The following is a 22965-nucleotide window of genomic DNA, read 5'->3' as shown; positions in this document are numbered from 1 at the left end:
ATGTGGAGCGGGTGACAGGGATCGCACACTGCGCCTTCCCCCTGGAAGGGGGATGTTCTACTACTGAACTACACCCGCACGCTCCGTGAGGTTCGGGCCTTTCGGCCTTGCCCCTCGGCGTGATCCAGACTCTAGCGGATCACCTGGGGTGTCGCGCAACTCGGTGTTCCGGGGCAGTCGGCGACGGTCGCTCAGCTCGCCTCGCGGAACGCCTCGTAGACCCGCTTCGGGATCCGGCCGCGGGCCGGGACGTCCATCTTGTTGGACTGGGCCCAGGCGCGGACCGCCGCCGGGTCGGGTTCGAGCGCGGTGCGCTTGTACGAGGCGCGCGGCGCCCCGGCGCCGCCCCCGCCGCCCGTACCGCCGCCGACGGACTGCTTGCGGCCGGCCGCCACGTACGGCGCGAGGGTCTCGCGCAGTTTCTTTGCATTGGCGGGATTGAGGTCGATCTCGTACGTCTTACCGTCGAGGCCGAACATGACCGTTTCCGCCGCTTCCCCTCCGTCGATGTCGTCGAAGAGTGTGACCACTACGCGCTGCGCCACGGATATCGGTCCTTTCCCGCGGTGCCGCCCAGACGCGCCTGCCCACGTGCTCGACATGCGTGACATGCGGCGATACCGGATTTACGGCTGTTGAGAGGCAATGGTTCTTTCCTCTGTATTCCTTTGTACAGCGGATCGCGTGGCATTGTGAACCCAGCCAATTGCATCAGCGTGTCCGGCGGCAATGCCCGGGGTCATTCTTTTCCGGGATTTTTCCCGCTGGTTCTCGGCCCGTTCTTGCCGGTTTTTGTAGGGACCTCCAGATGTCTACCCGCGTAGAATTTGGAGACAGGTACGCTGAGGGAACCGCCCACGCAACACACCACCGGGAGTGCCAGTGGCACGCGTCGTAGTCGACGTCATGCTCAAGCCGGAGATCCTCGACCCGCAGGGACAGGCGGTGCAGCGCGCACTGCCCCGTCTCGGCTTCGAGGGAATCGCCGACGTCCGTCAGGGGAAGCGTTTCGAGCTCGATGTGGAAGGGCCGGTCGACGACGCCGCCCTCGCCCGCATCCACGAGATGGCCGAAACCTTCCTCGCCAACACCGTCATCGAGGACTTCGTCGTGAAGGTGGAGTCGTGACCGCTCGGATCGGGGTCGTCACCTTCCCCGGGACGCTCGACGACCGGGACGCGCTGCGCGCGGTCCGGGTCGCGGGCGCGGAGCCCGTGTCGCTCTGGCACCGTGACAAGGACCTCAAGCAGGTCGACGCGGTCGTCCTGCCGGGCGGGTTCTCCTACGGCGACTACCTGCGCGCCGGTGCCATCTCCCGGTTCTCGCCGGTGATGGAAACGATCATCGAGCAGGCGAAGGCCGGTATGCCGGTCCTGGGCATCTGCAACGGCTTCCAGGTGCTGACCGAGTCGCACCTGCTGCCCGGCGCGATGCTGCGCAACAACCACCTGCACTTCATCTGCCGCGACCAGAAGCTGCGGGTGGAGAACGCGGAAACCGCCTGGACCAGCGATTACGAGCAGGGCCAGGAGATCCACATCCCGCTCAAGAACATCGACGGCCGGTACGTCGCCGACGAGCGCACGCTCGACGAGCTGGAGGCCGAGGGGCGGGTCGTCTTCCGGTACCGCGACTTCAACCCCAACGGCTCGCTGCGCGACATCGCCGGCATCACCAACGCCGCAGGCAACGTCGTCGGCCTGATGCCGCACCCCGAGCACGCCGTGGAGCCGCTGGTCGGCACGGGCCGTACCGATGGGCTCGGTTTCTTCACCTCGATCCTCAAGAAGCTGGTCAACGTCCGATGAGCCTCGACACCGTCAAGCACGCCACCGAGACGCCCGACGTCGAGCAGCCGTGGGCCGAGCTCGGCCTGAAGAAGGACGAGTACGAGCGCATCCGGGAGATCCTGGGCCGGCGCCCGACCGGTGCCGAGCTGGCCATGTACTCCGTCATGTGGTCCGAGCACTGCTCGTACAAGAGCAGCAAGGTCCACCTGAAGCAGTTCGGCGAGAAGGTGCCGGAGAACGACGCCATGCTCGTCGGCATCGGCGAGAACGCGGGCGTCGTCGACGTCGGCCAGGGGTACGCGGTGACCTTCAAGGTCGAGTCGCACAACCACCCCTCGTACATCGAGCCCTACCAGGGCGCGGCCACCGGCGTGGGCGGCATCGTCCGCGACATCCTCGCCATGGGTGCCCGCCCGGTCGCGGTCGTCGACCCGCTGCGGTTCGGCGCGGCCGACCACCCCGACACCAAGCGCGTCCTGCCGGGCGTCGTGGCGGGCATCGGCGGCTACGGCAACTGCCTGGGGCTGGCGAACATCGGCGGCGAGGTCGTCTTCGACTCCTGCTACCAGGGCAATCCGCTGGTCAACGCGGGCTGCATCGGTGTGATGAAGCACGAGGACATCCACCTCGCGAAGGCGTCCGGCCCCGGCAACAAGGTGATCCTGTACGGCGCCCGGACGGGCGGCGACGGCATCGGCGGCGTGTCCGTACTGGCCTCGGAGACCTTCGACGACACGAAGCCCACCAAGCGGCCCGCCGTCCAGGTCGGCGACCCGTTCCAGGAGAAGCTCCTGATCGAGTGCACCCTTGAGATCTTCAGGGAGAAGCTCGTCGCGGGCATCCAGGACCTCGGTGGCGCGGGCCTGTCCTGCGCGACCAGCGAACTCGCCTCCGCCGGTACCGGCGGTATGCGCGTCGAGCTGGACACCGTGCCGCTGCGCGACGCCTCGCTCTCGCCTGAGGAGATCCTCATGAGCGAGTCGCAGGAGCGCATGTGCGCGATCGTCGAGCCGCAGCACGTCGACCGCTTCATGGAGATCTGCGAGAAGTGGGACGTCATCGCCACCGTCATCGGTGAGGTGACCGACGGCGACCGCCTGGAGATCTTCTGGCACGGCTCGCGAATCGTCGACGTCCCCCCCGGCACCGTCGCCCACGAGGGCCCGACCTACCACCGCCCGTACGAGCGGCCCGCGTGGCAGGACGCGCTCCAGGCCGACGACGCGAACAAGCTGCCCCGGCCGCAGACGGCGGAGGAGCTGCGCGAACAGGTCCTCGCCCTGGTCTCGTCGCCGAACCAGGCCTCCAAGGCGTGGATCACCGACCAGTACGACCGTTACGTGCAGGGCAACACCGTCCTCGCCCAGCCCGAGGACTCCGGCATGATCCGGATCGACGAGGAGACCAACCTCGGCGTGGCGATCGCCACGGACGGCAACGGCCGGTACGCCAAGCTCGACCCGTACGCGGGCGCGCAGCTCGCGCTGGCGGAGTCGTACCGCAATGTCGCCGCCTCCGGCGCCAAGCCGCTCGCCATCTCCAACTGCCTGAACTTCGGCTCGCCGGAGGACCCGGCGGTCATGTGGCAGTTCGCCGAGGCCACGCGCGGTCTGGCGGACGGCTGCCAGAAGCTCGGTACGCCGGTGACGGGCGGCAACGTCTCGCTCTACAACCAGACCGGTGACGTGGCGATCCACCCCACCCCCGTGGTGGCCGTCCTCGGCGTGATCGACGACGTCAACCGCCGTACGCCTATCGCCTTCGCCGAAGAGGGCCAGCTCCTCTACCTGCTGGGCGACACGCGTGAGGAGTTCGGCGGCTCGGCGTGGTCCGAGGTCGTCCACCACCACCTCGGCGGCCTGCCGCCCAAGGTCGACCTGGACCGGGAGAAGCTGCTCGGCGAGATCCTGATCGCCGGCTCCCGCGACGGCATGATCGACGCCGCGCACGACCTGTCGGACGGCGGTCTGGTCCAGGCGGTCGTCGAGTCCTGCCTGCGCGGCGGGAAGGGCGCGCGCCTGATCGTCCCGGACGGTCTGGACGCGTTCACGTTCCTGTTCAGCGAGTCGGCCGGCCGCGCGGTCGTGTCCGTCCCGCGCAGCGAGGAACTCCGCTTCACCGACATGTGCGGCGCCCGTGGCCTGCCCGCGACCCGCATCGGTGTCGTGGACGGCGACGAGATCGACGTGCAGGGCGAGTTCAGCATCGCGCTGAGCGAGCTGCGGACGGCGTACGAGGCGACCATCCCGGGTCTGCTCGCCTGACGATCCGCCTGGGAGAGCCCCTGTCCGGACCCCGCGGTCCGGGCGGGGGCTCTTTCGGTGGAGTCCGGAGCCCGGAGTCCACCAGGAGTCAGTCGGCCGTGCCCCAGAAGGCGTCCGCTTCGTCGATGTCCTCGACACACTCGTCGACGTCCGAGAACTTGCCGCCCACGATCGTGATGAAGAGACCACCCTTCATCTCGATGCCACGGTCCCCGCGCTCGGCGAACCACTTGTGGGTCGCCATGGCATGCCCGCGCCCGTCCACGAAGACGTCCTTGAGCTCGACGCGCAGGGAACCACCGGACAGCTCGGAGAGCTTGCCGAAGTAGCCCAGGACGTTGTCACGGCCCTTGTGGTGCCCGGAGACCTGACTGGACCCCGGCGAGTGGTGGACGCAGTCCGCCGTCATCAGGGAGCCGACGGTTTCCATGTCGCCCTTGCCGAACGCGGCGTAGCTCCGGCGGACCAGGGCGGAGTCCGGGTGTTCGCTCATGGTCGCTTCCTGCCTTTCGTGCCCTTACCAAGCCGTCATTGCCGTCCTTCTCCATCGTCCGCCCGGACTCCGCCCCGTGCCATGCGGCGGCGGGCTAACCTCGCCCCATGCCACCGGCCAGGAAGCGCACCCAGCGCACCCGCAGTTACGACCCCGCCAAGACCCGGGCGGCTCTGCTCGCGCAGTTCGACCACGTACGCCAAGGGATTCTCACCCTCACGCCCGAGCAGCTCCGGCAGCCGACGCGGCTGGGGGAGTGGACGGTCCTCGAACTGGCCGCGCACATCACCATGGCGGTGCGTTCGGTCGTCCGGGGCGTGGCCGCGCCCCCGCCCGCCACGCGCGACCTCACCCTGCTGGAATGGCCGCTCGCCACCCGGAAGTTCGCCGGGGACGTCGACCACGACACCCGGGAGATCGCCGAGGCGGCGGCGGACACCCAGGGCGCGCTCGCCGCGCTGTACGAGGAGACCGGGCAGCAGTTCGCCGACGTGCTGGTCGCGGCCCCGGACGAGCGGCTGATCACCACCCGCTTCGGGGGCGTACGCCTCGACGACCTCCTGGTGACCCGTACCGTCGAGCTGATCGTCCACACCGACGACCTGAACGACGCGACCGGGCTCGCCGTCCCGTACGACCGTCAGGCGCTGGCCGCCTGCACCCGGCTGCTCGCCGACGCGCTCGCGGTGAAGGCCCCCGGCGGATCGGTGGAGGTGCGGGTGCCGCCGTACGCGGTGGTGCAGTGCGTCGAGGGGCCCAGGCACACGCGCGGTACGCCGCCGAACGTCGTCGAGACCGACCCGCTGACGTGGGTGCGGCTGGCCACGGGACGTACGACGTGGGCGGAGGCCGTGTCCGCGGCCCAGGTCCGGGCGAGCGGCGAACGGGCGGACCTGTCGGCCCACCTCCCGGTCCTCGGCTGACTCCCCCGTACGGCCCTGACGCGGAACCAGGCCCCCGCCCGGCCCGTCCCATCACCATGCCGACCATGCCGAAGAAGCCGCAGCAAAGGCCGCCGCACCTCACCGGGGCCGCCGCCGCGCTCGTCCCGCTCCTCGCCCTCGCCCTCACCGCCTGCGGCACCCAATCCGGAACCGGTTCGGGCGCGGGCGACGGGAGCACCTCCGTACGCCCCGATGTGCCCGTCACCGGAGTCCACTGGACCGTCGAGAGCGTCACCGTCGACGGCAGGAAGACCGCTGCCCCGGCCGGCGCCCATGTCCGGATCGACACCAAGGGCCGGGCCAAGGGCAACTTCGGCTGCAACCACTTCAGCGCCAGGGCGACCGTGCAGGGCGACACGGTCACCCTCAGCGACACGGGCATGACCGAGATCGGCTGCCCCGAGCCCCTCCAGGGCTTCGAGGACGCGCTGAAGTCCGCCCTCACCGGCACGCTCAAGGCGAAGCTGACCGACGGGGAGCTGACGCTGACCACCGGCGACGGCGACACGATCCGGCTCAGCGAGCAGCCTCCGGCGCCCCTCGTCGGAACCAAGTGGACGGTGAACTCGCTGGTCTCCGGCCAGGCCGCCACCTCCCTGCCGGCCGGCACCGAGGGCAAGGCGTCCTTCGTGTTCGGCAAGGACGGCTCCGTACGCGGAACGCTGGGCTGCAACCAGTTCAACGCCTCCGTCACCACCGAGGGCTCGACGATGACGTTCGGCCGTGTCACCACGACCCGCAAGCTCTGCCGGGGCCCCGAGATGGAGCTGGAGCGCGCCCTGCTGAAGACGATGAAGGGCAAGGTCGCGTACACGATCGACCACCGCAGCCTGACCGTCACCGCCCCGGACAAGACGGGCTTCGCCGCGGCGGCGGCGGAGGCGGGCGCGACTCCGGGCGCGGAAAACAAGGCGACACGCGCTCCCGCCGGCCAGTAGCATCCGGCCCCGCTGCGAGGTCCGTCACACCCGGCGCGCCTCGCAGCAGGCGGGCGGCCCCGGGCGGGGCCGCCCCCGGGTCTCCGGACGCCACGCGACGGGCCTTGGCGGATCGCACAGAAGCCCAGCTCAGACCCGGCTGAGGCCCTGGTCAGCGCTTGATCGGCGCCCGCCGCGCGTCCGCTTCCCGCCCGACCGGCACCAGGGCCCGCGGACCGATCGCCGGCGAGGCCACCGGAATCGATTCTTCCGCGGCCTGCTCCCCGGCCCGTCCCCAATTCGGACCAGTGGTCGATCTCGCCTACACTCGGTGGCGTGCCACGTGGTGACGGTCGACTCAATCACGATCTGCTTCCCGGCGAAAAAGGCCCCCAGGACGCTTGTGGCGTCTTCGGTGTCTGGGCTCCGGGTGAAGAGGTCGCAAAGCTCACGTACTTCGGGCTCTACGCCCTCCAGCATCGGGGCCAGGAATCCGCGGGAATCGCGGTCAGCAACGGCTCCCAGATCCTCGTCTTCAAGGACATGGGCCTGGTCTCCCAGGTCTTCGACGAGACCTCTCTCGGTTCCCTCCAGGGTCACATCGCGGTCGGTCACGCCCGCTACTCGACCACCGGTGCCTCCGTGTGGGAGAACGCGCAGCCGACCTTCCGGGCCACCGCCCACGGCTCCATCGCGCTCGGCCACAACGGCAACCTGGTGAACACCGCCCAGCTCGCCGAGATGGTCGCCGACCTCCCCAAGCAGGACGGCCGCGCCACGCAGGTGGCCGCCACCAACGACACCGACCTCGTCACCGCGCTGCTCGCGGGCCAGGTCGACGACGACGGCAAGCCGCTGACCATCGAGGGGGCGGCCGCCAAGGTCCTCCCCGAGGTGCTGGGCGCCTTCTCCCTCGTCTTCATGGACGAGCACACCCTCTACGCCGCCCGTGACCCGCAGGGCATCCGCCCGCTGGTCCTCGGCCGCCTGGAGCGCGGCTGGGTCGTCGCCTCCGAGTCCGCCGCCCTCGACATCTGCGGCGCCGCCTACGTCCGCGAGGTCGAGCCCGGCGAGTTGATCGCGATCGACGAGAACGGCATCCGCACTTCGCGATTCGCGGAAGCGAAGCCCAAGGGCTGTGTCTTCGAGTACGTCTACCTGGCGCGTCCCGACACCGACATCGCCGGCCGGAACGTGTACCTCTCCCGGGTGGAGATGGGCCGCAAGCTGGCCAAAGAAGCCCCCGTCGAGGCCGACCTGGTCATAGCCACCCCCGAGTCCGGCACGCCCGCCGCGATCGGGTACGCGGAGGCCAGCGGCATCCCCTTCGGCGCGGGCCTGGTGAAGAACGCGTATGTCGGCCGGACCTTCATCCAGCCGTCCCAGACCATCCGCCAGCTGGGCATCCGCCTGAAGCTGAACCCGCTGAAGGAAGTCATCAAGGGCAAGCGCCTGGTGGTCGTGGACGACTCGATCGTCCGCGGCAACACCCAGCGCGCGCTCGTCCGGATGCTCCGCGAGGCCGGGGCCGCCGAGGTCCACATCCGGATCTCCTCCCCGCCCGTGAAGTGGCCGTGCTTCTTCGGCATCGACTTCGCCACCCGCGCCGAGCTGATCGCCAACGGCATGACGGTCGACGAGATCGGCAAGTCGCTGGGCGCCGACTCCCTCTCGTACATCTCCCTCGACGGGATGATCGAGGCCACCACCATCGACAAGCAGAAGCTGTGCCGCGCCTGCTTCGACGGTGAGTACCCGATGGAGCTGCCGGACCCCGAGCTGCTCGGCAAGCAGCTCCTGGAGACCGAGCTGGCCGCCGGACCGGCCGCCACGGCCGCGGCCGACGCCCTCCGTCGCCCGTAGGACCACCCGCAATCCCTGCAGTACGACACGAAAGTTCTCACAGTCATGTCTGAGACTGAGACCACCGGTGCCAGCTACGCAGCCGCGGGCGTCGACATCGAAGCGGGCGACCGCGCCGTCGAGCTGATGAAGGAGTGGGTGAAGAAGACCCAGCGCCCCGAGGTACTCGGCGGCCTGGGCGGCTTCGCCGGTCTCTTCGACGCCTCCGCCCTCAAGCGCTACGAGCGCCCGCTGCTGGCCTCCGCCACCGACGGTGTCGGTACGAAGGTCGACATCGCCCGCCAGATGGGCGTGTACGACACCATCGGCCACGACCTGGTCGCGATGGTCATGGACGACATCGTCGTCTGCGGCGCCGAGCCGCTGTTCATGACGGACTACATCTGCGTCGGCAAGGTCCACCCCGAGCGGGTCGCCGCCATCGTCAAGGGCATCGCCGAAGGCTGCGTCCTGGCCGGCTGCGCCCTGGTCGGCGGCGAGACCGCCGAGCACCCCGGCCTGCTGGGCCCGGACGACTTCGACGTCGCCGGCGCCGGGACGGGCGTGGTGGAGGCCGACCGGCTGCTGGGCGCCGATCGCATCCGTACGGGTGACGCGGTGATCGCCATGGCGTCCTCCGGCCTTCACTCCAACGGGTACTCGCTCGTACGCCATGTGCTGTTCGACCGGGCCGGGATGCGCCTGGACCAGCAGGTCGAGGAGTTCGGCCGGACGCTCGGCGAGGAGCTGCTGGAGCCCACCAGGATCTACTCGCTGGACTGCCTGGCGCTCACCCGGACGACCGATGTGCACGCCTTCAGCCACATCACCGGTGGCGGTCTGGCCGCGAACCTCGCCCGGGTGATCCCGGACGGGCTGCACGCCACGGTCGACCGGTCGACCTGGACCCCCGGCGCCGTGTTCGACCTGGTCGGCACGGCCGGTCAGGTGGAGCGGCTGGAGCTGGAGAAGACCCTGAACATGGGCGTCGGCATGATGGCCGTCGTCCCCGCCGACTCGGTCGACGCGGCCCTGACCACCCTGGCGGACCGGGGCGTCGAGGCCTGGGTCGCCGGTGAGATCACCGAGCGTGGCGCGCACGCCACGGGAGCGACCCTGACCGGTGAGTACGCCGCCTGAGCAGCACAGAACCCGGTCCGGGGCGGGGCCCCGGACCGGGCTTGAGTGAATTCAGGCGTCAAGCACCGCGACGCTGCGCCGACGGACCGGACTCCTCGTCCTCGTCATCGTCGTCGTTGTACAACTCCGCGTAGCGGGCGTACGGGTCGTCTTCCTCGTCATCGTCCTCGAAAGGCTCGCCGTTCGGCGGCTGCGAGAGCGGTTGCGGAGTAGAAGCGCCCAGCTCGCTGGCCAGACGCGACAGGTCAGTCCCGCCGCTGTTGTACTTCAGCTGGCGGGCGACCTTCGTCTGCTTGGCCTTGGCCCGGCCGCGCCCCATGGCTCGACCCCCTCGGTGACGGGGCTCGACGGCCCCAGAGTCTTGACACGCGTTCATGATTCGGAACGGACTCTCCGTGGAGAGACCGGCCCGTAGGGCTTCAACGGTACCTGCTTCCGCGGCCATACGGTACGCCGCCCGCATGACGCGCCTCGGAGCAGGACCGACGAGGAGCCCTGTCCTCGCTGGTCAGCTGCGATTTTAACCTCTTCTTGGCGGGCGACCCGCCGACCGGCGTGAGCCATGTCTCCCTGCGGGCGATCCCGGGGGACACACTCGACGCGGCCGGCGGGCCGACGCTGTCAACCACGGCTCCCACGGGGTTACCCGCGGCGCGCCTCCGCCATGCGCTGCTCGGCGATCCGGTCGGCCGCGGCGGCCGGCGGAATCCCGTCTTCCTTCGCACGTGCGAATATTGCCAGCGTGGTGTCGAAGATCTTCGCGGCCTTCGCCTTGCACCGGTCGAAGTCGAACCCGTGCAGCTCGTCGGCCACCTGGATCACGCCGCCGGCGTTGACGACGTAGTCGGGCGCGTAGAGGATCCCGCGGTCCGCGATGTCCTTCTCGACGCCCGGGTGCGCGAGCTGGTTGTTGGCCGCGCCGCACACCACCTTCGCCGTCAGAACGGGCACGGTGTCGTCGTTCAGCGCCCCGCCGAGCGCACAGGGGGCGTACACGTCCAGGCCCTCGGTGCGGATCAGCGCGTCGGTGTCGGCGACCACGGTGACCTGCGGGAACTTGTCGGTGATCCGGCGCACCGACTCCTGGCGTACGTCCGTGATGACGACCTCGGCGCCGTCCTCCAGCAGGTGCTCCACCAGGTAGTGGCCGACCTTGCCGACGCCCGCGACGCCGACCTTGCGGCCGCGCAGCGTCGGGTCGCCCCAGGCGTGCTGGGCGGAGGCGCGCATGCCCTGGAAGACGCCGTAGGCGGTGAGGACGGAGGAGTCGCCGGCGCCGCCGCTCTCCGGGGAGCGGCCGGTGGTCCAGCGGTTCTCCCGGGCGATGATGTCCATGTCAGCCACATAGGTGCCGACGTCGCAGGCCGTGACGTACCGGCCGCCGAGGGAGGCGACGAACCGGCCGTAGGCCAGCAGCAGCTCCTCGGTCTTGATCAGCTCCGGGTCACCGATGATCACGGCCTTGCCGCCGCCGTGCTCCAGACCGGCCATGGCGTTCTTGTACGACATGCCCCGGGACAGGTTCAGCGCGTCGGCGACGGCGTCTTCCTCGGAGGCGTACGGGTAGAAGCGGGTACCGCCGAGGGCGGGGCCCAGGGCGGTCGAGTGGATGGCGATGACGGCCTTCAGGCCTGAGGCACGGTCCTGGCAGAGCACGACTTGTTCGTGGCCCCCCTGCTCCGATCGGAACAGGGTGTGCAGGACGCCGTCGGTCACATCGGTCACGGTGGTGACTCCCAAGTACGAAGCGGCGGATGAGGCCCTCCTGCGGGTGGGGGAGGACCTTGACGGCAAGAGAGTAAGTCCTACCTGCGCGTAGATGAGAGCCAGTGCCGCGGATCACCCCCTCGCGGAGTACGGGCGTGGAAGGATTCGTGCCATGCCAGCCGTCTCCTCGGTCCTCGTGCCGTACGCGTCCTACCTGCGGGTGTACGAGCCGCTGGCGGCCTTCCCGGAGCCGGAGCGGGGCCACTGGGCCCGGTACGCGCGCCGGGGCACCGCCCCGACCGCCCAGGACGAGCTGCGCCGCTCGCTCGTGGGCCTGCTGGCCACGCCGCCGGTCGCGGTGCCCGTGCAGGAGAGCGCCGACGCCTTCGTGGTGGAGGTGGACGGCGTGGTCTGCGTGTGCCCGTGGCGCACCCGGCTGCGCGGGTGGCTGGCCCTGGAGGAGCTGCCGGGCACGCTGCCGCCGGCGGTCCTGGACGCGGCGGTGCCGCCGGTGGTGCGCGGCCAGGCGGAGGCGGACTACGAGCGGTGGCGGGAGCGGAACCCGGACGCGCGGCCGTGGATCAGGACGTCGGTGTGGCAGGTGCCGGTGCGGTGGTTCGCGCTGTTCTCGGACGAGGAACGGGAGTACGTCGCGGCCGGTTCCGGACCGGGGCCCGGCAAGGCGCCGGTGCTGCGCTACCGGACGCCGATGGTGCAGGCCCGGCGGCGGGTGGCGCGGGCGCTGAAGACGCTGCGCGAGTCGCTGGACGAGGGGCCGCTGACCGAGGGCCTGGTGGACGTGGGGCGGTGGCTGGAGGAGTTCCACCCACGCTCGCTGGTCGAGCTGGACTACGGGGGCCTGGTGCACGCCCTGCCGGAGGAGTTCCTGGCCGAGGACCGGTCGGCGGCGGACGTGGCGGCGGGCATCGCCGCGCTGCGGGCCGGTGACGGCGCGGCGGCGGGTGAGGCGTACGAGCGGCTGACGGAACGGTGGCGCGCGGTACGCGACCGGCAGCGCGCCAACTGAGACCCGCCCCCCGCTCCGGGTGTGGACCTCGGCGGGCGGCTTGACGGATGATCTCCCTCCCGGGGCTCCCCGGGCGTTCCCATGGGCCCTTGGTCCCGATCCGGGCGTTTGTGTCAAGGGTGACGGATAGCACTAACTGGGCTCTTGCGCCCATCGCCCAACCTCATGCCAAAATAGGACAAGGAGTCCGGGGAGGGCTTCTTCCGTCCACGTATGGGCGGAAGGCTCAGCATTGCACGCTATGGGGGGTCTGTTGACTCCTGATCGCTCTGTGACTGATCGTCACTGTGACGTGACTGTCCGCTATGGCATGGTCCATCGGCTTCCGCCGCTGATGAACACCTGAGAGGGCAATTCCATCGGTTTGGCCGAACGTGGCTGGACAGATGGTGTAGTTGTAGTGCCGAGGACAAGCCGTTCGTCCTATAACCGACTCGGCTCGCGTCTGCCATTTCGGGCAACGCGGGTCAAGGTGCAGAATTTAGAGGAAAGAACCGAGAAGGTTCGGTTCTCCCGAGGAGGCCGCTCATGACCGCTCGCACCCCTGATGCCGAGCCGCTGCTGACCCCCGCTGAGGTTGCCACGATGTTCCGCGTGGACCCGAAGACGGTGACCCGCTGGGCAAAGGCGGGCAAGCTCACGTCCATCCGCACCCTGGGTGGACACCGCCGGTACCGCGAGGCAGAGGTCCGCGCACTGCTCGCGGGTATTCCGCAGCAGCGCAGCGAGGCCTGAACACCCCGATGAACCGGGTATTTCCGGGTCCCCCAACCCGGTCCGCCCACCCCTAGCTCCACCGACGGGAGCCCGCCCCAACGGGTCTTCGTCATCGATCGCGCTGGACTCCGCCGGGTCCAGCGCGATCTTTTTGTGTGCCGGCGACCGGTCGTTCCGATGTCTGCCGGAGGCCCGCCGGAGGCCCTCCCGGGTGGTGCAATTGCACATATTAAATTGGTTGGTTGTAGGGAGGGTGTAAGTTGAGCGGTTTTCAAAAGAGGTTTCGTGACTCGCGTCACACCGATCAGGCGCCGTCTTCCGGCTCCGCCCGCTCCTCCTCGGCCGCGCGCTCGGCGCTCTCCAACTCCTCCTGGGCGGTGTCCTGGGACTCCATGGCAGCCAGCCGCAGAAGGCGGTGACAGACGGGACAGTGGCGCGTGATGTGGCGATAGCCGGACGCGGCCGCCAGATGGGCGCGGAGCAGTGCGCGAGTCTCGTGCCTGGCTGTGGATGCCGCCGCCATGCGCGTCACCTCCGGTGAAGGGCCCCCGATTCCCTGTTGCCTGGGTACCGGGGGCAGATGCCCGCGTCAAGGCGCAGAGCAAGAAGGGCCCGTATCCCTGGGGGATACGGGCCCTTCTTGCTGATTCGCTGCGATCCTGACGGGACTTGAACCCGCGACCTCCACCTTGACAGGGTGGCGAGCTAACCAACTGCTCCACAGGACCTTGATTCGCGGCCGACCGCGCGGCTGCGAATCACACTGTACAGCAGGTCAGAGGCTCCGGTCGACCTCACTCCTGGCGACGGCCCCGACACGGCTCTCAGGGCTCCTGCGCCTCTTACGGCTTTCAGGGCGCCGCCGCGTCGATCGCCTTCACGATGCGCTTGTCGGAGACCGGGTACGCCGTGCCCAGGGCGTGGGCGAAGTAGCTGACCCGCAGCTCCTCGATCATCCACCGGATGTCCAGGACCTCCTGCGGTACGGGGCGGCCCTTGGGCAGCTGCTCCAGCAGCCACGCGTACTCGTCCTGCATCTCGTGGACCTTCTCCATGCGCGTGGTGTCGCGCTGGACGGACGTCGGCATCTGCTGGAGCCTGCGGTCCACCGCCACCAGATAGCGCATCAGGTCCGGCAGGCGCCGCAGCCCCGTCCGCGTCACGAAGCCGGCCGGCATGAGGGCCGCCAGCTGCTCGCGCACGTCCTGGACGTTGTTCACCAGGGTCAGGCTGTTCGTGGCCTTCAGACGGCGCTCACAGGCCTGCCAGGCGGCCAGGATCTGCTGCACCTGGTCCACCGTGCGGATCGTGAGCTCGACGAGGTCGGCGCGGACCTTGTCGTACAGCTTGCGGAACGACTCCTCGTCCCACGCCGGGCCGCCGTGCTCGGCGATCAGCCGGTCGGCGGCGGCCGTCGCGCAGTCGTCGAACAGCGCCTGGACCGAGCCGTGCGGATTGCGGGAGAGGGCGAGCTTCTGCTGGTTCGTCAGCCTCTCCGAGGCGAACTTGGCCGGATTCACCGGGATGTTCAGCATGATCAGCTTGCGGGTGCCGCGCCACATCGCCTGCGCCTGCTCGGCCTCCGTGTCGAAGAGCCGTACGGAGACGGTGTCGCCGGCGTCCACGAGGGCCGGGTACGCCTTCACGGGCTGGCCGGCCCGGCGGGTCTCGAAGACCTTGGTGAGCGTGCCGATCGTCCAGTCCGTCAGCCCCGTGCGCTCCAGGGACTGCCCGGAGCCCGAGGGGCCCGCCGTGGCGGCCTTGGCCGCCTTGGAGAGCGCCTGGCGCGCCTTCGGGCGCAGCTGGAGCTTGAGCGCCTCCAGGTCCTTGTCCTCGGCGAGCTTGCGGCGCCGCTCGTCGACGATCCGGAAGGTGATCTTCAGGTGGTCGGGGACGCGGGACAGGTCGAAGTCGTCGGCGTCGACGGGTACGCCGACCATCCGCTGGAGTTCACGGGCGAGCGTGACCGTCAGCGGCTCCTGCAGCGGTACCGCGCGCTCCAGGAACTTCTTCGCGTAGTTCGGCGCCGGGACGTAGTGGCGGCGGACCGGCTTCGGAAGGGACCGGATCAGCTCGGTGACGACCTCTTCGCGCAGGCCGGGAATCTGCCAGTCGAAGCCCTCGTCCGTGACCTGGTTCAGCACGTGGAGCGGGATGTGGACGGTGACGCCGTCCGCGTCCGCGCCCGGCTCGAACTGGTACGTCACACGGAACTTCAGTGCGCCCTGCCGCCACGAGTCCGGGTAGTCGGCCTTGGTGACCGCGCCCGCCTTCTCGTTGATGAGCATCTCGCGCTCGAAGTCCAGCAGTTCGGGCGCCTCGTGCCGCTTGTGCTTCCACCACGAGTCGAAGTGCGCGCCCGACACGACGTGTTCGGGCACCCGCTGGTCGTAGAAGTCGAACAGCGTCTCGTCGTCCACGAGGATGCCGCGGCGCCGGGCCCGGTGCTCCAGCTCCTCGACCTCGGTCAGCAGCTTGCGGTTGTCCGCGAAGAACTTGTGGTGCGTGCGCCAGTCGCCCTCCACCAGCGCGTGCCGGATGAACAGCTCGCGGCTGGCCTCCGGATCGATGCGCCCGTAGTTCACCTTGCGCTGGGCGACGATCGGTACGCCGTACAGCGTGACCTTCTCGTACGCCATCACCGCCGCCTGGTCCTTCTCCCAGTGCGGCTCGGAGTACGTGCGCTTGAGCAGGTGCCCGGCCAGCGGCTCGATCCACTCCGGCTCGATCTTCGCGTTGACCCGCGCCCACAGGCGGGAGGTCTCCACCAGCTCGGCGGACATCACGAAACGCGGCGGCTTCTTGAAGAGCGCCGAACCGGGGAAGATCGCGAACTTGGCGCTGCGGGCGCCCAAATACTCGTTCTTCGCGCCGTCCTTGATGTCCTTCATCCCGATGTGGGAGAGCAGGCCGGCGAGCAGCGAGATGTGCACCTGCTGCTCCGGGGCGTCCTCCTCGTTGAGGTGGATGCCCATCTGCTTGGCGACCGTACGCAACTGCGTATAGATGTCCTGCCATTCGCGAATGCGCAGGTAGTTGAGGTACTCGGACTTGCACATCCGGCGGAAGGCCGAGGAGGACAGCGCCTTCTGCTGCTCGCGGATGTAGCGCCACAGGTTGAGGAAGGCGAGGAAGTCGGACGTCTCGTCCTTGAAGCGGGCGTGCTGCTGGTCCGCCTGCGCCTGCTTCTCGGCCGGCCGCTCGCGCGGGTCCTGGATGGACAGGGCCGCCGCGATGACCATGACCTCGCGTACGCAGCCGTTCTTGTCCGCCTCCAGGACCATCCGGGCCAGGCGCGGGTCCACCGGCAGCTGGGCCAGCTTGCGGCCAGCTTGCGTCAGCCGCTTCTTCGGGTCCTTCTGCGTGGGGTCGATCGCGCCCAGCTCCTGGAGGAGCTGCACGCCGTCGCGGATGTTGCGGTGGTCCGGCGGGTCGATGAAGGGGAACTTCTCGATGTCGCCCAGCCCGGCCGCCGTCATCTGGAGGATGACCGACGCCAGGTTCGTACGGAGGATCTCGGCGTCCGTGAACTCGGGGCGGGCGAGGAAGTCGTCCTCGTCGTACAGCCGGATGCAGATGCCGTCCGACGTACGGCCGCAACGGCCCTTGCGCTGGTTGGCGCTGGCCTGGCTGACCGGCTCGATCGGCAGGCGCTGCACCTTGGTGCGGTGGCTGTAGCGGGAGATGCGAGCGGTGCCGGGATCGATGACGTACTTGATGCCGGGGACGGTGAGGGACGTCTCGGCGACGTTCGTCGCCAGGACGATGCGGCGGCCGGAGTGCTGCTGGAAGACGCGGTGCTGCTCGGCGTGCGAGAGGCGGGCGTAGAGCGGCAGCACCTCGGTGTTGCGCAGCTTCTTCTTGATCAGCGCGTCCGCCGTGTCGCGGATCTCGCGCTCGCCGGAGAGGAAGACCAGGATGTCGCCGGGGCCCTCGGCCTGGAGCTCGTCGACGGCGTCGCAGATGGCGGTGATCTGGTCGCGGTCGGAGTCCTCGGAGTCCTCCTCCAGGAGGGGCCGGTAGCGCACCTCGACCGGATACGTACGGCCGGAGACCTCGACGATCGGCGCGTCGCCGAAGTGGCGGGAGAAACGCTCGGGGTCGATGGTCGCGGAGGTGATCACGACCTTGAGGTCGGGGCGCTTGGGGAGGAGCTGGGCGAGGTAGCCGAGCAGGAAGTCGATGTTGAGGCTGCGCTCGTGGGCCTCGTCGATGATGATCGTGTCGTAGGCGCGCAGCTCGCGGTCCGTCTGGATCTCGGCGAGCAGGATGCCGTCGGTCATCAGCTTGACGAAGGTCGCGTCCGGGTTCACCTGGTCGGTGAACCGCACCTTCCAGCCGACCGCCTCGCCCAGCGGCGTCTTCAGCTCGTCGGCGACGCGCTCGGCGACCGTGCGGGCGGCGATCCTCCTCGGCTGCGTATGGCCGATCATGCCCCGGACACCGCGACCCAGCTCCAGGCAGATCTTGGGGATCTGGGTCGTCTTGCCGGACCCCGTCTCACCGGCGACGATCACGACCTGGTGGTCGCGTATCGCCTCCAGGATGTCGTCCTTCTTCTGGCTGACCGGCAGCTGCTCGGGATACGTGATCTCCGGCACCCGGGCAGCGCGCTCGGCCGTGCGGGCAGCGGCCTTCCCGGCCTCGGCGGCGATCTCGTCCAGCACGGCCTGCCGGGCTTCGGGCTTACGGATGCGGCGGGCGCCTTCGAGACGGCGGCCGAGCCGGTGCGCGTCGCGCAGCGAGACCTCGGCCAGCAGGGTCTGGAGGTCGGCGAAGGAAGTAGACATACCTGACCCAGGATCTCACTCGCGGCGACGGAGTGGCGAACCGATTTCCCCGTACCATTTCCGGCGAGTCGACGAGCCCCGGATGACCTTGGAAGGCGGTGCCCCATGCCCTGTCCCGGCAGCCGGTGGCGCCGCGCGACGGCCGCCCTGCTCGCGCTGCTGGCCGCTCTGCTGGTGTGCGGTTCGCCCACGGTCGCCGCCGCGGCGGCGGGGGCCGCTGCCGGGGCCACCCCGGTGAGCCCGGGGGCTCCGGTCGCCGGCCGGGTGGGCGCCGGTGACGGAGCCGGTCATGCGCCGGTCGTCGTCCGGGCGGACGCGGGGCACGGTGCCGAGGAGGCGCCCGGGTGCGGTGCCCCGGACGACGGGGGCCGGTCGGCGCCCGCCGTGCCGCCGCGCTCGGGCTCCCTGGGCGAGCTGCTGCCCGCCGTGCACGCGGGGCGGGTGGCGACCGGTGCGTGGGGCGTGGACGAGACGGTCCTGGACGTCCGGCCCGAGCGGGGGCCGCCGCCGCTCGTACCGCCCTCTCCCATGGACCTGTCGATCCTGCGCGTATAGCCGGCGCGCCGCACTTCCCGCCGGTCACTTCCCCATGCGTACAGGAGTCCCACCATGCCCACGTCCAAGAAGCCGTTCGTCATCGGCGCCGGTGTCGTCGCCGCTGCCGCGCTGCTCGGCGTCGTCTCGTACACCGCCACCAAGCCGGCTTCCCCCTCCCCCACGGTCGTCGCCGAAAGCTCCGCCGAGCCGCGCACCGGCGTCTACCCCGAGCTGGAGGAGTACGCCCGGCGCGACGCCAAGGACCCGCTCGCCGTCGGGCGCGCCGACGCCCCCGTCGTACTGATCGAATACGCCGACTTCAAGTGCGGCTACTGCGGCAAGTTCGCCCGCGAGACCGAGCCCGAGCTGATCGAGAAGTACGTCGACGAGGGCACCCTGCGCATCGAATGGCGCAACTTCCCGATCTTCGGCGAGGAGTCCGAGCGCGCGGCACGCGCCGCGTGGGCGGCGGGGCAGCAGGGCCGGTTCTGGCAGTTCCACAAGGCGGCGTACGCGGAGGGCGCCAAGGAGCAGGGCTTCGGCAAGGACCGGGTGACCGCGCTCGCGCGGGAGGCGGGCGTCGCCGACCTCGACCGCTTCGGCCGCGACCTCGACAGCGAGGCGGCCCGGCAGGCGGTGGCGAAGGACCAGGAGCAGGCGTACGCGCTGGGCGCCACGTCCACGCCGTCGTTCCTGGTGAACGGCCGGCCGATCGCGGGCGCACAGCCCATGGAGACGTTCACGGACGCAATCGAGGCGGCGAAGCGGGAGGCCGCGAAGTGACGGACATCGGCTACCTGGCCGCGTTCCTGGGCGGGCTGCTCGCCCTGCTCAGTCCGTGCAGCGCCCTGCTGCTCCCCGCCTTCTTCGCGTACTCCATCGACACCCGGGCCCGCCTCCTCGCCCGTACCGGGATCTTCTACGCCGGACTCGCCACCACGCTCGTCCCGCTGGGCGCGGCCGGGTCCTTCGCCGGACGCCTCTTCTACGGCCACCGTGACCTGCTGGTCGCCGTCGGCGGCTGGACGATCGTCGCGCTGGGCGTGGCGCAGATCCTGGGCCTGGGCTTCGCCTCGCGCCGGATCGCCGAGGTGAGCGGCCGCATCCGCCCGGTCTCGGCGCTCTCCGTGTACGCCCTGGGCCTGGTCTACGGCCTGGCCGGGTTCTGCGCGGGGCCGATCCTGGGCAGCGTCCTGACGGTGGCGGCGCTCAGCGGCAGCCCGGCGTACGGGGGCCTGCTGCTGGCCGTGTACGCGCTCGGCATGGCCGTTCCGCTGTTCGTGCTGGCCCTGCTGTGGGAGCGCTACGACCTGGGGCGGCGCGGCTGGCTGCGGGGGCGGGCGCTGCGGGCGGGCCGCTTGGAGCTGCACAGCACGTCGCTGCTGTCGGGCCTGTTCTTCATCGCCCTGGGCGCGCTGTTCCTGGCCTTCGACGGCACGACCGCCCTGCCGGGCCTGCTCTCGGTGGACGACTCGTACGCGGTGGAGAAGTGGGCCTCGGGCCTCGGCCGCGCGGTTCCGGACTGGGCGCTGCTCCTGGTGGTCGTCGCGGTCGTCTCGGTCGTCCTCGGCGTCCGCGGCTGGCGCGGCCGCGAGCGGGCCTGACGGGACCAGCTGGGCCTCACGGGGCCGGGTGGGCCTCACGGGGCCGGGTGGGGGCTTCGGCCCCCGCCCCGCTCGGGCGGCAGGCACGGCGAAGGCCCCGTCCGGGGGACGGGGCCTTCGTGGTTGTGGCTGGGGCCGGGGTCGAACCGGCGACCTTCCGCTTTTCAGGCGGACGCTCGTACCAACTGAGCTACCCAGCCACGCGGCTCTTTCGAGCCGCAGCGGTCCTGACGGGATTTGAACCCGCGGCCTCCACCTTGACAGGGTGGCGAGCACTCCAAACTGCTCCACAGGACCAAGCAATGTGCGAAAACCAGTCTCGCACACGGTGATGCGTGCCCCCAACGGGATTCGAACCCGTGCTACCGCCTTGAAAGGGCGGCGTCCTGGGCCACTAGACGATGAGGGCTAATTGGCCCGCCTGGGCGCTTCGTCAGCGCGTCGGGGACGTGAGAAGCATATGGGATGCGGGGACCGTTCGCCAAAACGGTTAGGGGGACCGGGTGGGGGAGCGGGGTGAGGAGGGGGTTCCCGGGGGTGAGGTGGACGGGGCGGCCGGGGGGTTCTCCTCCGGGACGTGGCGGCTGACCTCGGCCGTCGTCAGGCCCAGGCCGCCCAGGGTGATCTCGTCCCAGGCCTGGAGGCGGCGGGTGTCCCGGTCCAGGTAGAGGACCGAGGCGTGGACCTTCTCCGGCTCGTCCTGCTCCAGGGCGCGCAGGCCGCCGCCGCCCGTGGAGCCCTCGATCTTGAGGCGCGTGCCGTTCGGCAGGAGCTTGTTCACCCGGCGGTGGACGTGGCCCGCCAGGACCATGGGGACCTTGCCGTCGGTCTCCTGGGCGGCGACCGGGTTGTGGGCCACCGCGATGTCCACCGGCCTGCCCGCCCGCCGCTGGGCGTCCAGCGCCGCCGCCAGCCGGGCGCCCGCCGCCCGCTCGGCGTCGTCGCCGGCCGGCACCACCGAGCGGTCCGGCGTGAACTGCGGGTCGCCGGTGCCGGCCACCCGGAGGCCGGCGACGGTGACGGCGCGGCCCTCGTCGAGGACGTGGACGTTCCGGAGGCCGGCCAGGTAGCGCTGGGTGACCTGGGAGTCGTGGTTGCCGCGCACCCACACGTACGGCGCGCCGAGGTCGGGGATCGGGTCGAGGAAACCGTTCTCGGCGGCGGTGCCGTGGTCCATGGTGTCGCCCGAGTCGATGATCACGTCGATCCGGTACTGCTCGACGAGCGAACGGATGATCTCCCACGCGGCCGGGTTCAGGTGGATGTCGGAGACGTGCAGCACGCGCATCGTGCCCGGGTCGGGCTGGTACGTCGGGAGCGTCGAGGCGGCCTCGTACAGCTTCGTCACATTGGTGACGAGACGGGCGAGTTCCTTCTGGTAGACATCGAACTCGGTCACGATCGAGCGGGCGTTGCCGACCACGGACGGGGCCGACGACAGCAGGCCGGAGAACTTCGGCTCCAGCACCGACTTGGGGTTCCACGTGGCGTACGCGGAGACACCGGCGGCGCCCAGCAGCGCGAGCGCCAGGCCGCCGGCCGCGAGGGCGCGGCGCGGGCGGCGGTAGACGGCGAGGCCGAGGGCGGTGGCGCCGGACACGACGGCGACGCAGGAGCGCAGGGCCAGCTCACGGGTGCCGTCGGCGACGTCCTGGGTGATCTCGTCCTGAAGGCCGGTGATCCGCTCCGGGTGCTGCACCAGGGCCTGTGCGCGGACCGGGTCGAGCTGGTCGACGTCCACGTCGAGCCGGATGGGCGCGGTGTGCGAGTCGAGTTCCAGCGCGCCCAGCGGCGAGACGTTGATCTTCGTTCCGCCGCTCAGGGAGGGGCGCAGGGTCATGCTCGTGTCCATCGGCCCCACGGGCGTACGGACGCTGCCGACGATCAGCAGGCCGAGCCACGCGCCGAGCAGGACCACGGCCACCATGCCGAAGGCGCGGGCGTACGGGTGGGGGGTGTGGACCAGGGTGGACGTGGGGCCGGTGCGGCGGGATCGGTAGTGGTTCAGCAGGCGGGCGTAGGCGGTGCGGAGGGCAGCTGGGGCGGCCATGGGCGCCGTATGCCCATGAGGACGGGCCACTATGCCCGGCCATCCGTGACAATGGCCGCGTGCTGGAGATGACACGCGAGGAGTTCGAGGAACTGGTCGCCGAGGCGCTGGACAGGATCCCGCCGGAGCTGACGCGGCTGATGGACAACGTCGCGGTGTTCGTGGAGGACGAGCCGTCGGCGGACGATCCGGATCTGCTGGGTCTGTACGAGGGGACTCCGCTGACCGACCGGGGCGAGTGGTACGCGGGCGTGCTGCCGGACCGGATCACCATCTACCGGGGGCCGACGCTGCGGATGTGCGACTCCCGGGAGGACGTGGTCGCCGAGACGGAGGTGACGGTGGTGCACGAGATCGCCCACCACTTCGGGATCGACGACGAGCGGCTGCACGAGCTCGGGTACGGCTGACGGTACGGCCGACGGTCGCATGACACCGGTGCCGGGCCGGGCGTGTCCTTGTGGGGCCTGGGGAGTTGGGCAGGGAAACCCCCGTCCCGCACCTCTGGAGGTGCCCTCGTGCGCCATTTGTCCGCCCCCGTCCGATGGGCCGTCACCGCGCTGGCGGTAGCGGCGTCCGCAGGCTCCGTCAGCGGCTGCATGAGCGTCACCGACGCGGGCGCGAAGCCCGGGCCCACCCGGTCCGCCGGCCCGTCGGAGGCAGCGGCGGCCGAGCCGGACGGCGGCGTGGACGCGCCGGGCGGGCGGCACGACGTACGTACCGGGCACGGCGCGGAGGGCCAGGCGGGCGCGCCGGGCGAGGAGGACGGGTCGTCGCCCGAGCCGAGCGACGGGGCGTCCGGGCCGGCGGAGCCGTCCGCGGTGCCGTCCGGCAAGCCGCCCGCGGGCGGCAAGCCGGGCGCCCGGCCCGCGCGGCCCCCCGCCCCCTCACCCACCGGTGACGGTGGCGCGCCGGGCGGCGGTGGCGGGGCCTCGCCGAGCGGCGGGCCGACGCCGCCGGAGCCCACCCCGCCCCCGGAGCCGACGCCCACGCCGACGCAGCCCACCGAGCCGAGCCCGGACCCGTCGGACCCGCCGTCCGCCTCGCCGGCCGCCGACACCCGTACGCAGTCGATGGGGGCGCCGGCGGAACCGGTGGCATCGCCGCAGGTCGCACCGGCGTGAGAGTGACGTCACAGACAGG

At 70.6% G+C, this 22965-nt stretch carries 21 protein-coding genes and 5 tRNA genes; 14 read left to right on the top strand and 12 right to left on the bottom strand.

Going from position 1 to position 22965, the window contains the following annotated elements; genetic code table 11:
• Positions 1-3: 3 nt before the first annotated feature.
• Positions 4-78, bottom strand: a tRNA-Gly gene (locus tag AMK26_RS21465).
• 113 nt (positions 79-191) lie between these two features.
• A complete protein-coding gene (locus AMK26_RS21460) occupies positions 192-545 on the bottom strand; it encodes an Lsr2 dimerization domain-containing protein (protein WP_198944135.1) in 354 nt (117 codons plus the stop codon).
• A gap of 337 nt (positions 546-882) precedes the next feature.
• On the opposite strand from AMK26_RS21460, the gene purS reads away from it, so the two are divergent.
• From purS to purL, 3 genes are read left to right on the top strand one after another with little or no spacing between them, the layout of a single operon-like run.
• Positions 883-1128: a phosphoribosylformylglycinamidine synthase subunit PurS gene (gene purS, locus AMK26_RS21455; protein WP_073756364.1), complete on the top strand. Its 246-nt coding sequence runs from the start codon at positions 883-885 to the stop codon at positions 1126-1128.
• Positions 1125-1808, top strand: coding sequence for a phosphoribosylformylglycinamidine synthase subunit PurQ (gene purQ / locus AMK26_RS21450; protein ID WP_073756363.1), 684 nt, complete (start codon positions 1125-1127; stop codon positions 1806-1808). The genes purS and purQ overlap by 4 nt, the downstream gene beginning before the upstream one ends.
• Positions 1805-4054: a phosphoribosylformylglycinamidine synthase subunit PurL gene (gene purL / locus AMK26_RS21445; RefSeq protein WP_073756362.1), complete on the top strand. Its 2250-nt coding sequence runs from the start codon at positions 1805-1807 to the stop codon at positions 4052-4054. Before purQ ends, purL begins: the two co-directional genes overlap by 4 nt.
• A gap of 88 nt (positions 4055-4142) precedes the next feature.
• Here the strand turns inward: purL and AMK26_RS21440 are convergent, their stop codons facing one another.
• Positions 4143-4547 carry a nuclear transport factor 2 family protein gene (locus AMK26_RS21440; RefSeq protein ID WP_073756361.1) on the bottom strand — a complete coding sequence of 135 codons (405 nt, stop codon included), beginning with the start codon at positions 4545-4547 and terminating at the stop codon, positions 4143-4145.
• Between the two features lie 107 nt (positions 4548-4654).
• On the opposite strand from AMK26_RS21440, the gene AMK26_RS21435 reads away from it, so the two are divergent.
• The 4 genes from AMK26_RS21435 (at position 4655) to purM (ending at position 9390) form a co-directional block, all read left to right on the top strand.
• Positions 4655-5470 carry a maleylpyruvate isomerase family mycothiol-dependent enzyme gene (locus AMK26_RS21435; RefSeq protein ID WP_073756360.1) on the top strand — a complete coding sequence of 272 codons (816 nt, stop codon included), beginning with the start codon at positions 4655-4657 and terminating at the stop codon, positions 5468-5470.
• Between the two features lie 65 nt (positions 5471-5535).
• Complete coding sequence (locus AMK26_RS21430) at positions 5536-6429, top strand: META domain-containing protein (RefSeq protein WP_073757033.1); 894 nt, start codon at positions 5536-5538, stop codon at positions 6427-6429.
• A gap of 315 nt (positions 6430-6744) precedes the next feature.
• A complete protein-coding gene (gene purF, locus AMK26_RS21425) occupies positions 6745-8271 on the top strand; it encodes an amidophosphoribosyltransferase (protein WP_073756359.1) in 1527 nt (508 codons plus the stop codon).
• Positions 8272-8316: 45 nt separating this feature from the next.
• Positions 8317-9390, top strand: a complete 1074-nt coding sequence (gene purM / locus AMK26_RS21420) for a phosphoribosylformylglycinamidine cyclo-ligase (RefSeq protein ID WP_073756358.1) — start codon at positions 8317-8319, stop codon at positions 9388-9390.
• Between the two features lie 58 nt (positions 9391-9448).
• Here purM and AMK26_RS21415 read toward each other — a convergent pair whose 3' ends face one another.
• Together AMK26_RS21415 and AMK26_RS21410 are read right to left on the bottom strand one after the other, a co-directional pair.
• Positions 9449-9709 carry a DUF3073 domain-containing protein gene (locus tag AMK26_RS21415; protein ID WP_073756357.1) on the bottom strand — a complete coding sequence of 87 codons (261 nt, stop codon included), beginning with the start codon at positions 9707-9709 and terminating at the stop codon, positions 9449-9451.
• Positions 9710-10032: 323 nt separating this feature from the next.
• On the bottom strand, positions 10033-11115 hold the full coding sequence (locus AMK26_RS21410) for a Leu/Phe/Val dehydrogenase (protein ID WP_073757032.1): 1083 nt from the start codon (positions 11113-11115) through the stop codon (positions 10033-10035).
• 154 nt (positions 11116-11269) lie between these two features.
• Here AMK26_RS21410 and AMK26_RS21405 point away from each other — a divergent pair, with 154 nt between their 5' ends.
• Both AMK26_RS21405 and bldC read left to right on the top strand, forming a co-directional pair.
• On the top strand, positions 11270-12124 hold the full coding sequence (locus tag AMK26_RS21405) for a hypothetical protein (RefSeq protein WP_073756356.1): 855 nt from the start codon (positions 11270-11272) through the stop codon (positions 12122-12124).
• Positions 12125-12652: 528 nt separating this feature from the next.
• Positions 12653-12859, top strand: coding sequence for a developmental transcriptional regulator BldC (gene bldC, locus AMK26_RS21400; RefSeq protein ID WP_003949541.1), 207 nt, complete (start codon positions 12653-12655; stop codon positions 12857-12859).
• A gap of 286 nt (positions 12860-13145) precedes the next feature.
• Here bldC and AMK26_RS21395 read toward each other — a convergent pair whose 3' ends face one another.
• The 3 genes from AMK26_RS21395 to hrpA all read right to left on the bottom strand — a co-directional run bounded on the left by AMK26_RS21395 (position 13146) and on the right by hrpA (position 17631).
• Positions 13146-13364, bottom strand: coding sequence for a DUF6274 family protein (locus tag AMK26_RS21395; RefSeq protein ID WP_073756355.1), 219 nt, complete (start codon positions 13362-13364; stop codon positions 13146-13148).
• Positions 13365-13495: 131 nt separating this feature from the next.
• A tRNA-Asp gene (locus tag AMK26_RS21390) sits at positions 13496-13569 on the bottom strand.
• Positions 13570-13692: 123 nt separating this feature from the next.
• Entirely contained in the window at positions 13693-17631 is a 3939-nt protein-coding gene (gene hrpA / locus AMK26_RS21385; protein ID WP_073756354.1) for an ATP-dependent RNA helicase HrpA, read from the bottom strand.
• A 105-nt stretch (positions 17632-17736) separates the two neighbouring features.
• On the opposite strand from hrpA, the gene AMK26_RS21380 reads away from it, so the two are divergent.
• Genes AMK26_RS21380 through AMK26_RS21370 form a run of 3 tightly spaced genes read left to right on the top strand, consistent with a single transcriptional unit; the run spans position 17737 to position 19772 of the window.
• The gene (locus AMK26_RS21380) at positions 17737-18186 is read left to right on the top strand and encodes a hypothetical protein (RefSeq protein ID WP_073756353.1); all 450 of its coding nucleotides are present in this window, start codon (positions 17737-17739) and stop codon (positions 18184-18186) included.
• A gap of 54 nt (positions 18187-18240) precedes the next feature.
• A complete protein-coding gene (locus AMK26_RS21375) occupies positions 18241-18951 on the top strand; it encodes a DsbA family protein (RefSeq protein ID WP_073756352.1) in 711 nt (236 codons plus the stop codon).
• Positions 18948-19772 (top strand): cytochrome c biogenesis CcdA family protein, encoded by an 825-nt coding sequence (locus tag AMK26_RS21370; protein ID WP_073756351.1) that lies wholly within the window; start codon positions 18948-18950, stop codon positions 19770-19772. The genes AMK26_RS21375 and AMK26_RS21370 overlap by 4 nt, the downstream gene beginning before the upstream one ends.
• A gap of 126 nt (positions 19773-19898) precedes the next feature.
• Here AMK26_RS21370 and AMK26_RS21365 read toward each other — a convergent pair.
• From AMK26_RS21365 to AMK26_RS21350, 4 genes are all read right to left on the bottom strand, one after another.
• A tRNA-Phe gene (locus AMK26_RS21365) sits at positions 19899-19972 on the bottom strand.
• Positions 19973-19994: 22 nt separating this feature from the next.
• Positions 19995-20069 (bottom strand) — tRNA-Asp (locus AMK26_RS21360).
• Between the two features lie 39 nt (positions 20070-20108).
• Positions 20109-20181, bottom strand: a tRNA-Glu gene (locus tag AMK26_RS21355).
• Positions 20182-20262: 81 nt separating this feature from the next.
• Positions 20263-21822 carry a metallophosphoesterase family protein gene (locus AMK26_RS21350; RefSeq protein ID WP_107421019.1) on the bottom strand — a complete coding sequence of 520 codons (1560 nt, stop codon included), beginning with the start codon at positions 21820-21822 and terminating at the stop codon, positions 20263-20265.
• A gap of 59 nt (positions 21823-21881) precedes the next feature.
• Here AMK26_RS21350 and AMK26_RS21345 point away from each other — a divergent pair, with 59 nt between their 5' ends.
• Both AMK26_RS21345 and AMK26_RS37055 read left to right on the top strand, forming a co-directional pair.
• On the top strand, positions 21882-22232 hold the full coding sequence (locus tag AMK26_RS21345) for a metallopeptidase family protein (protein ID WP_185923670.1): 351 nt from the start codon (positions 21882-21884) through the stop codon (positions 22230-22232).
• Positions 22233-22340: 108 nt separating this feature from the next.
• A complete protein-coding gene (locus AMK26_RS37055; RefSeq protein ID WP_073756350.1) occupies positions 22341-22946 on the top strand; it encodes a hypothetical protein in 606 nt (201 codons plus the stop codon).
• Positions 22947-22965: the final 19 nt, after the last annotated feature.

Source organism: Streptomyces sp. CB03234, from assembly GCF_001905885.1.
Classification (GTDB): Bacteria; Actinomycetota; Actinomycetes; order Streptomycetales; family Streptomycetaceae; genus Streptomyces.
Note: the sequence above shows the minus strand (reverse complement) of the source record. Positions and strands in the feature narration are given on the sequence as shown.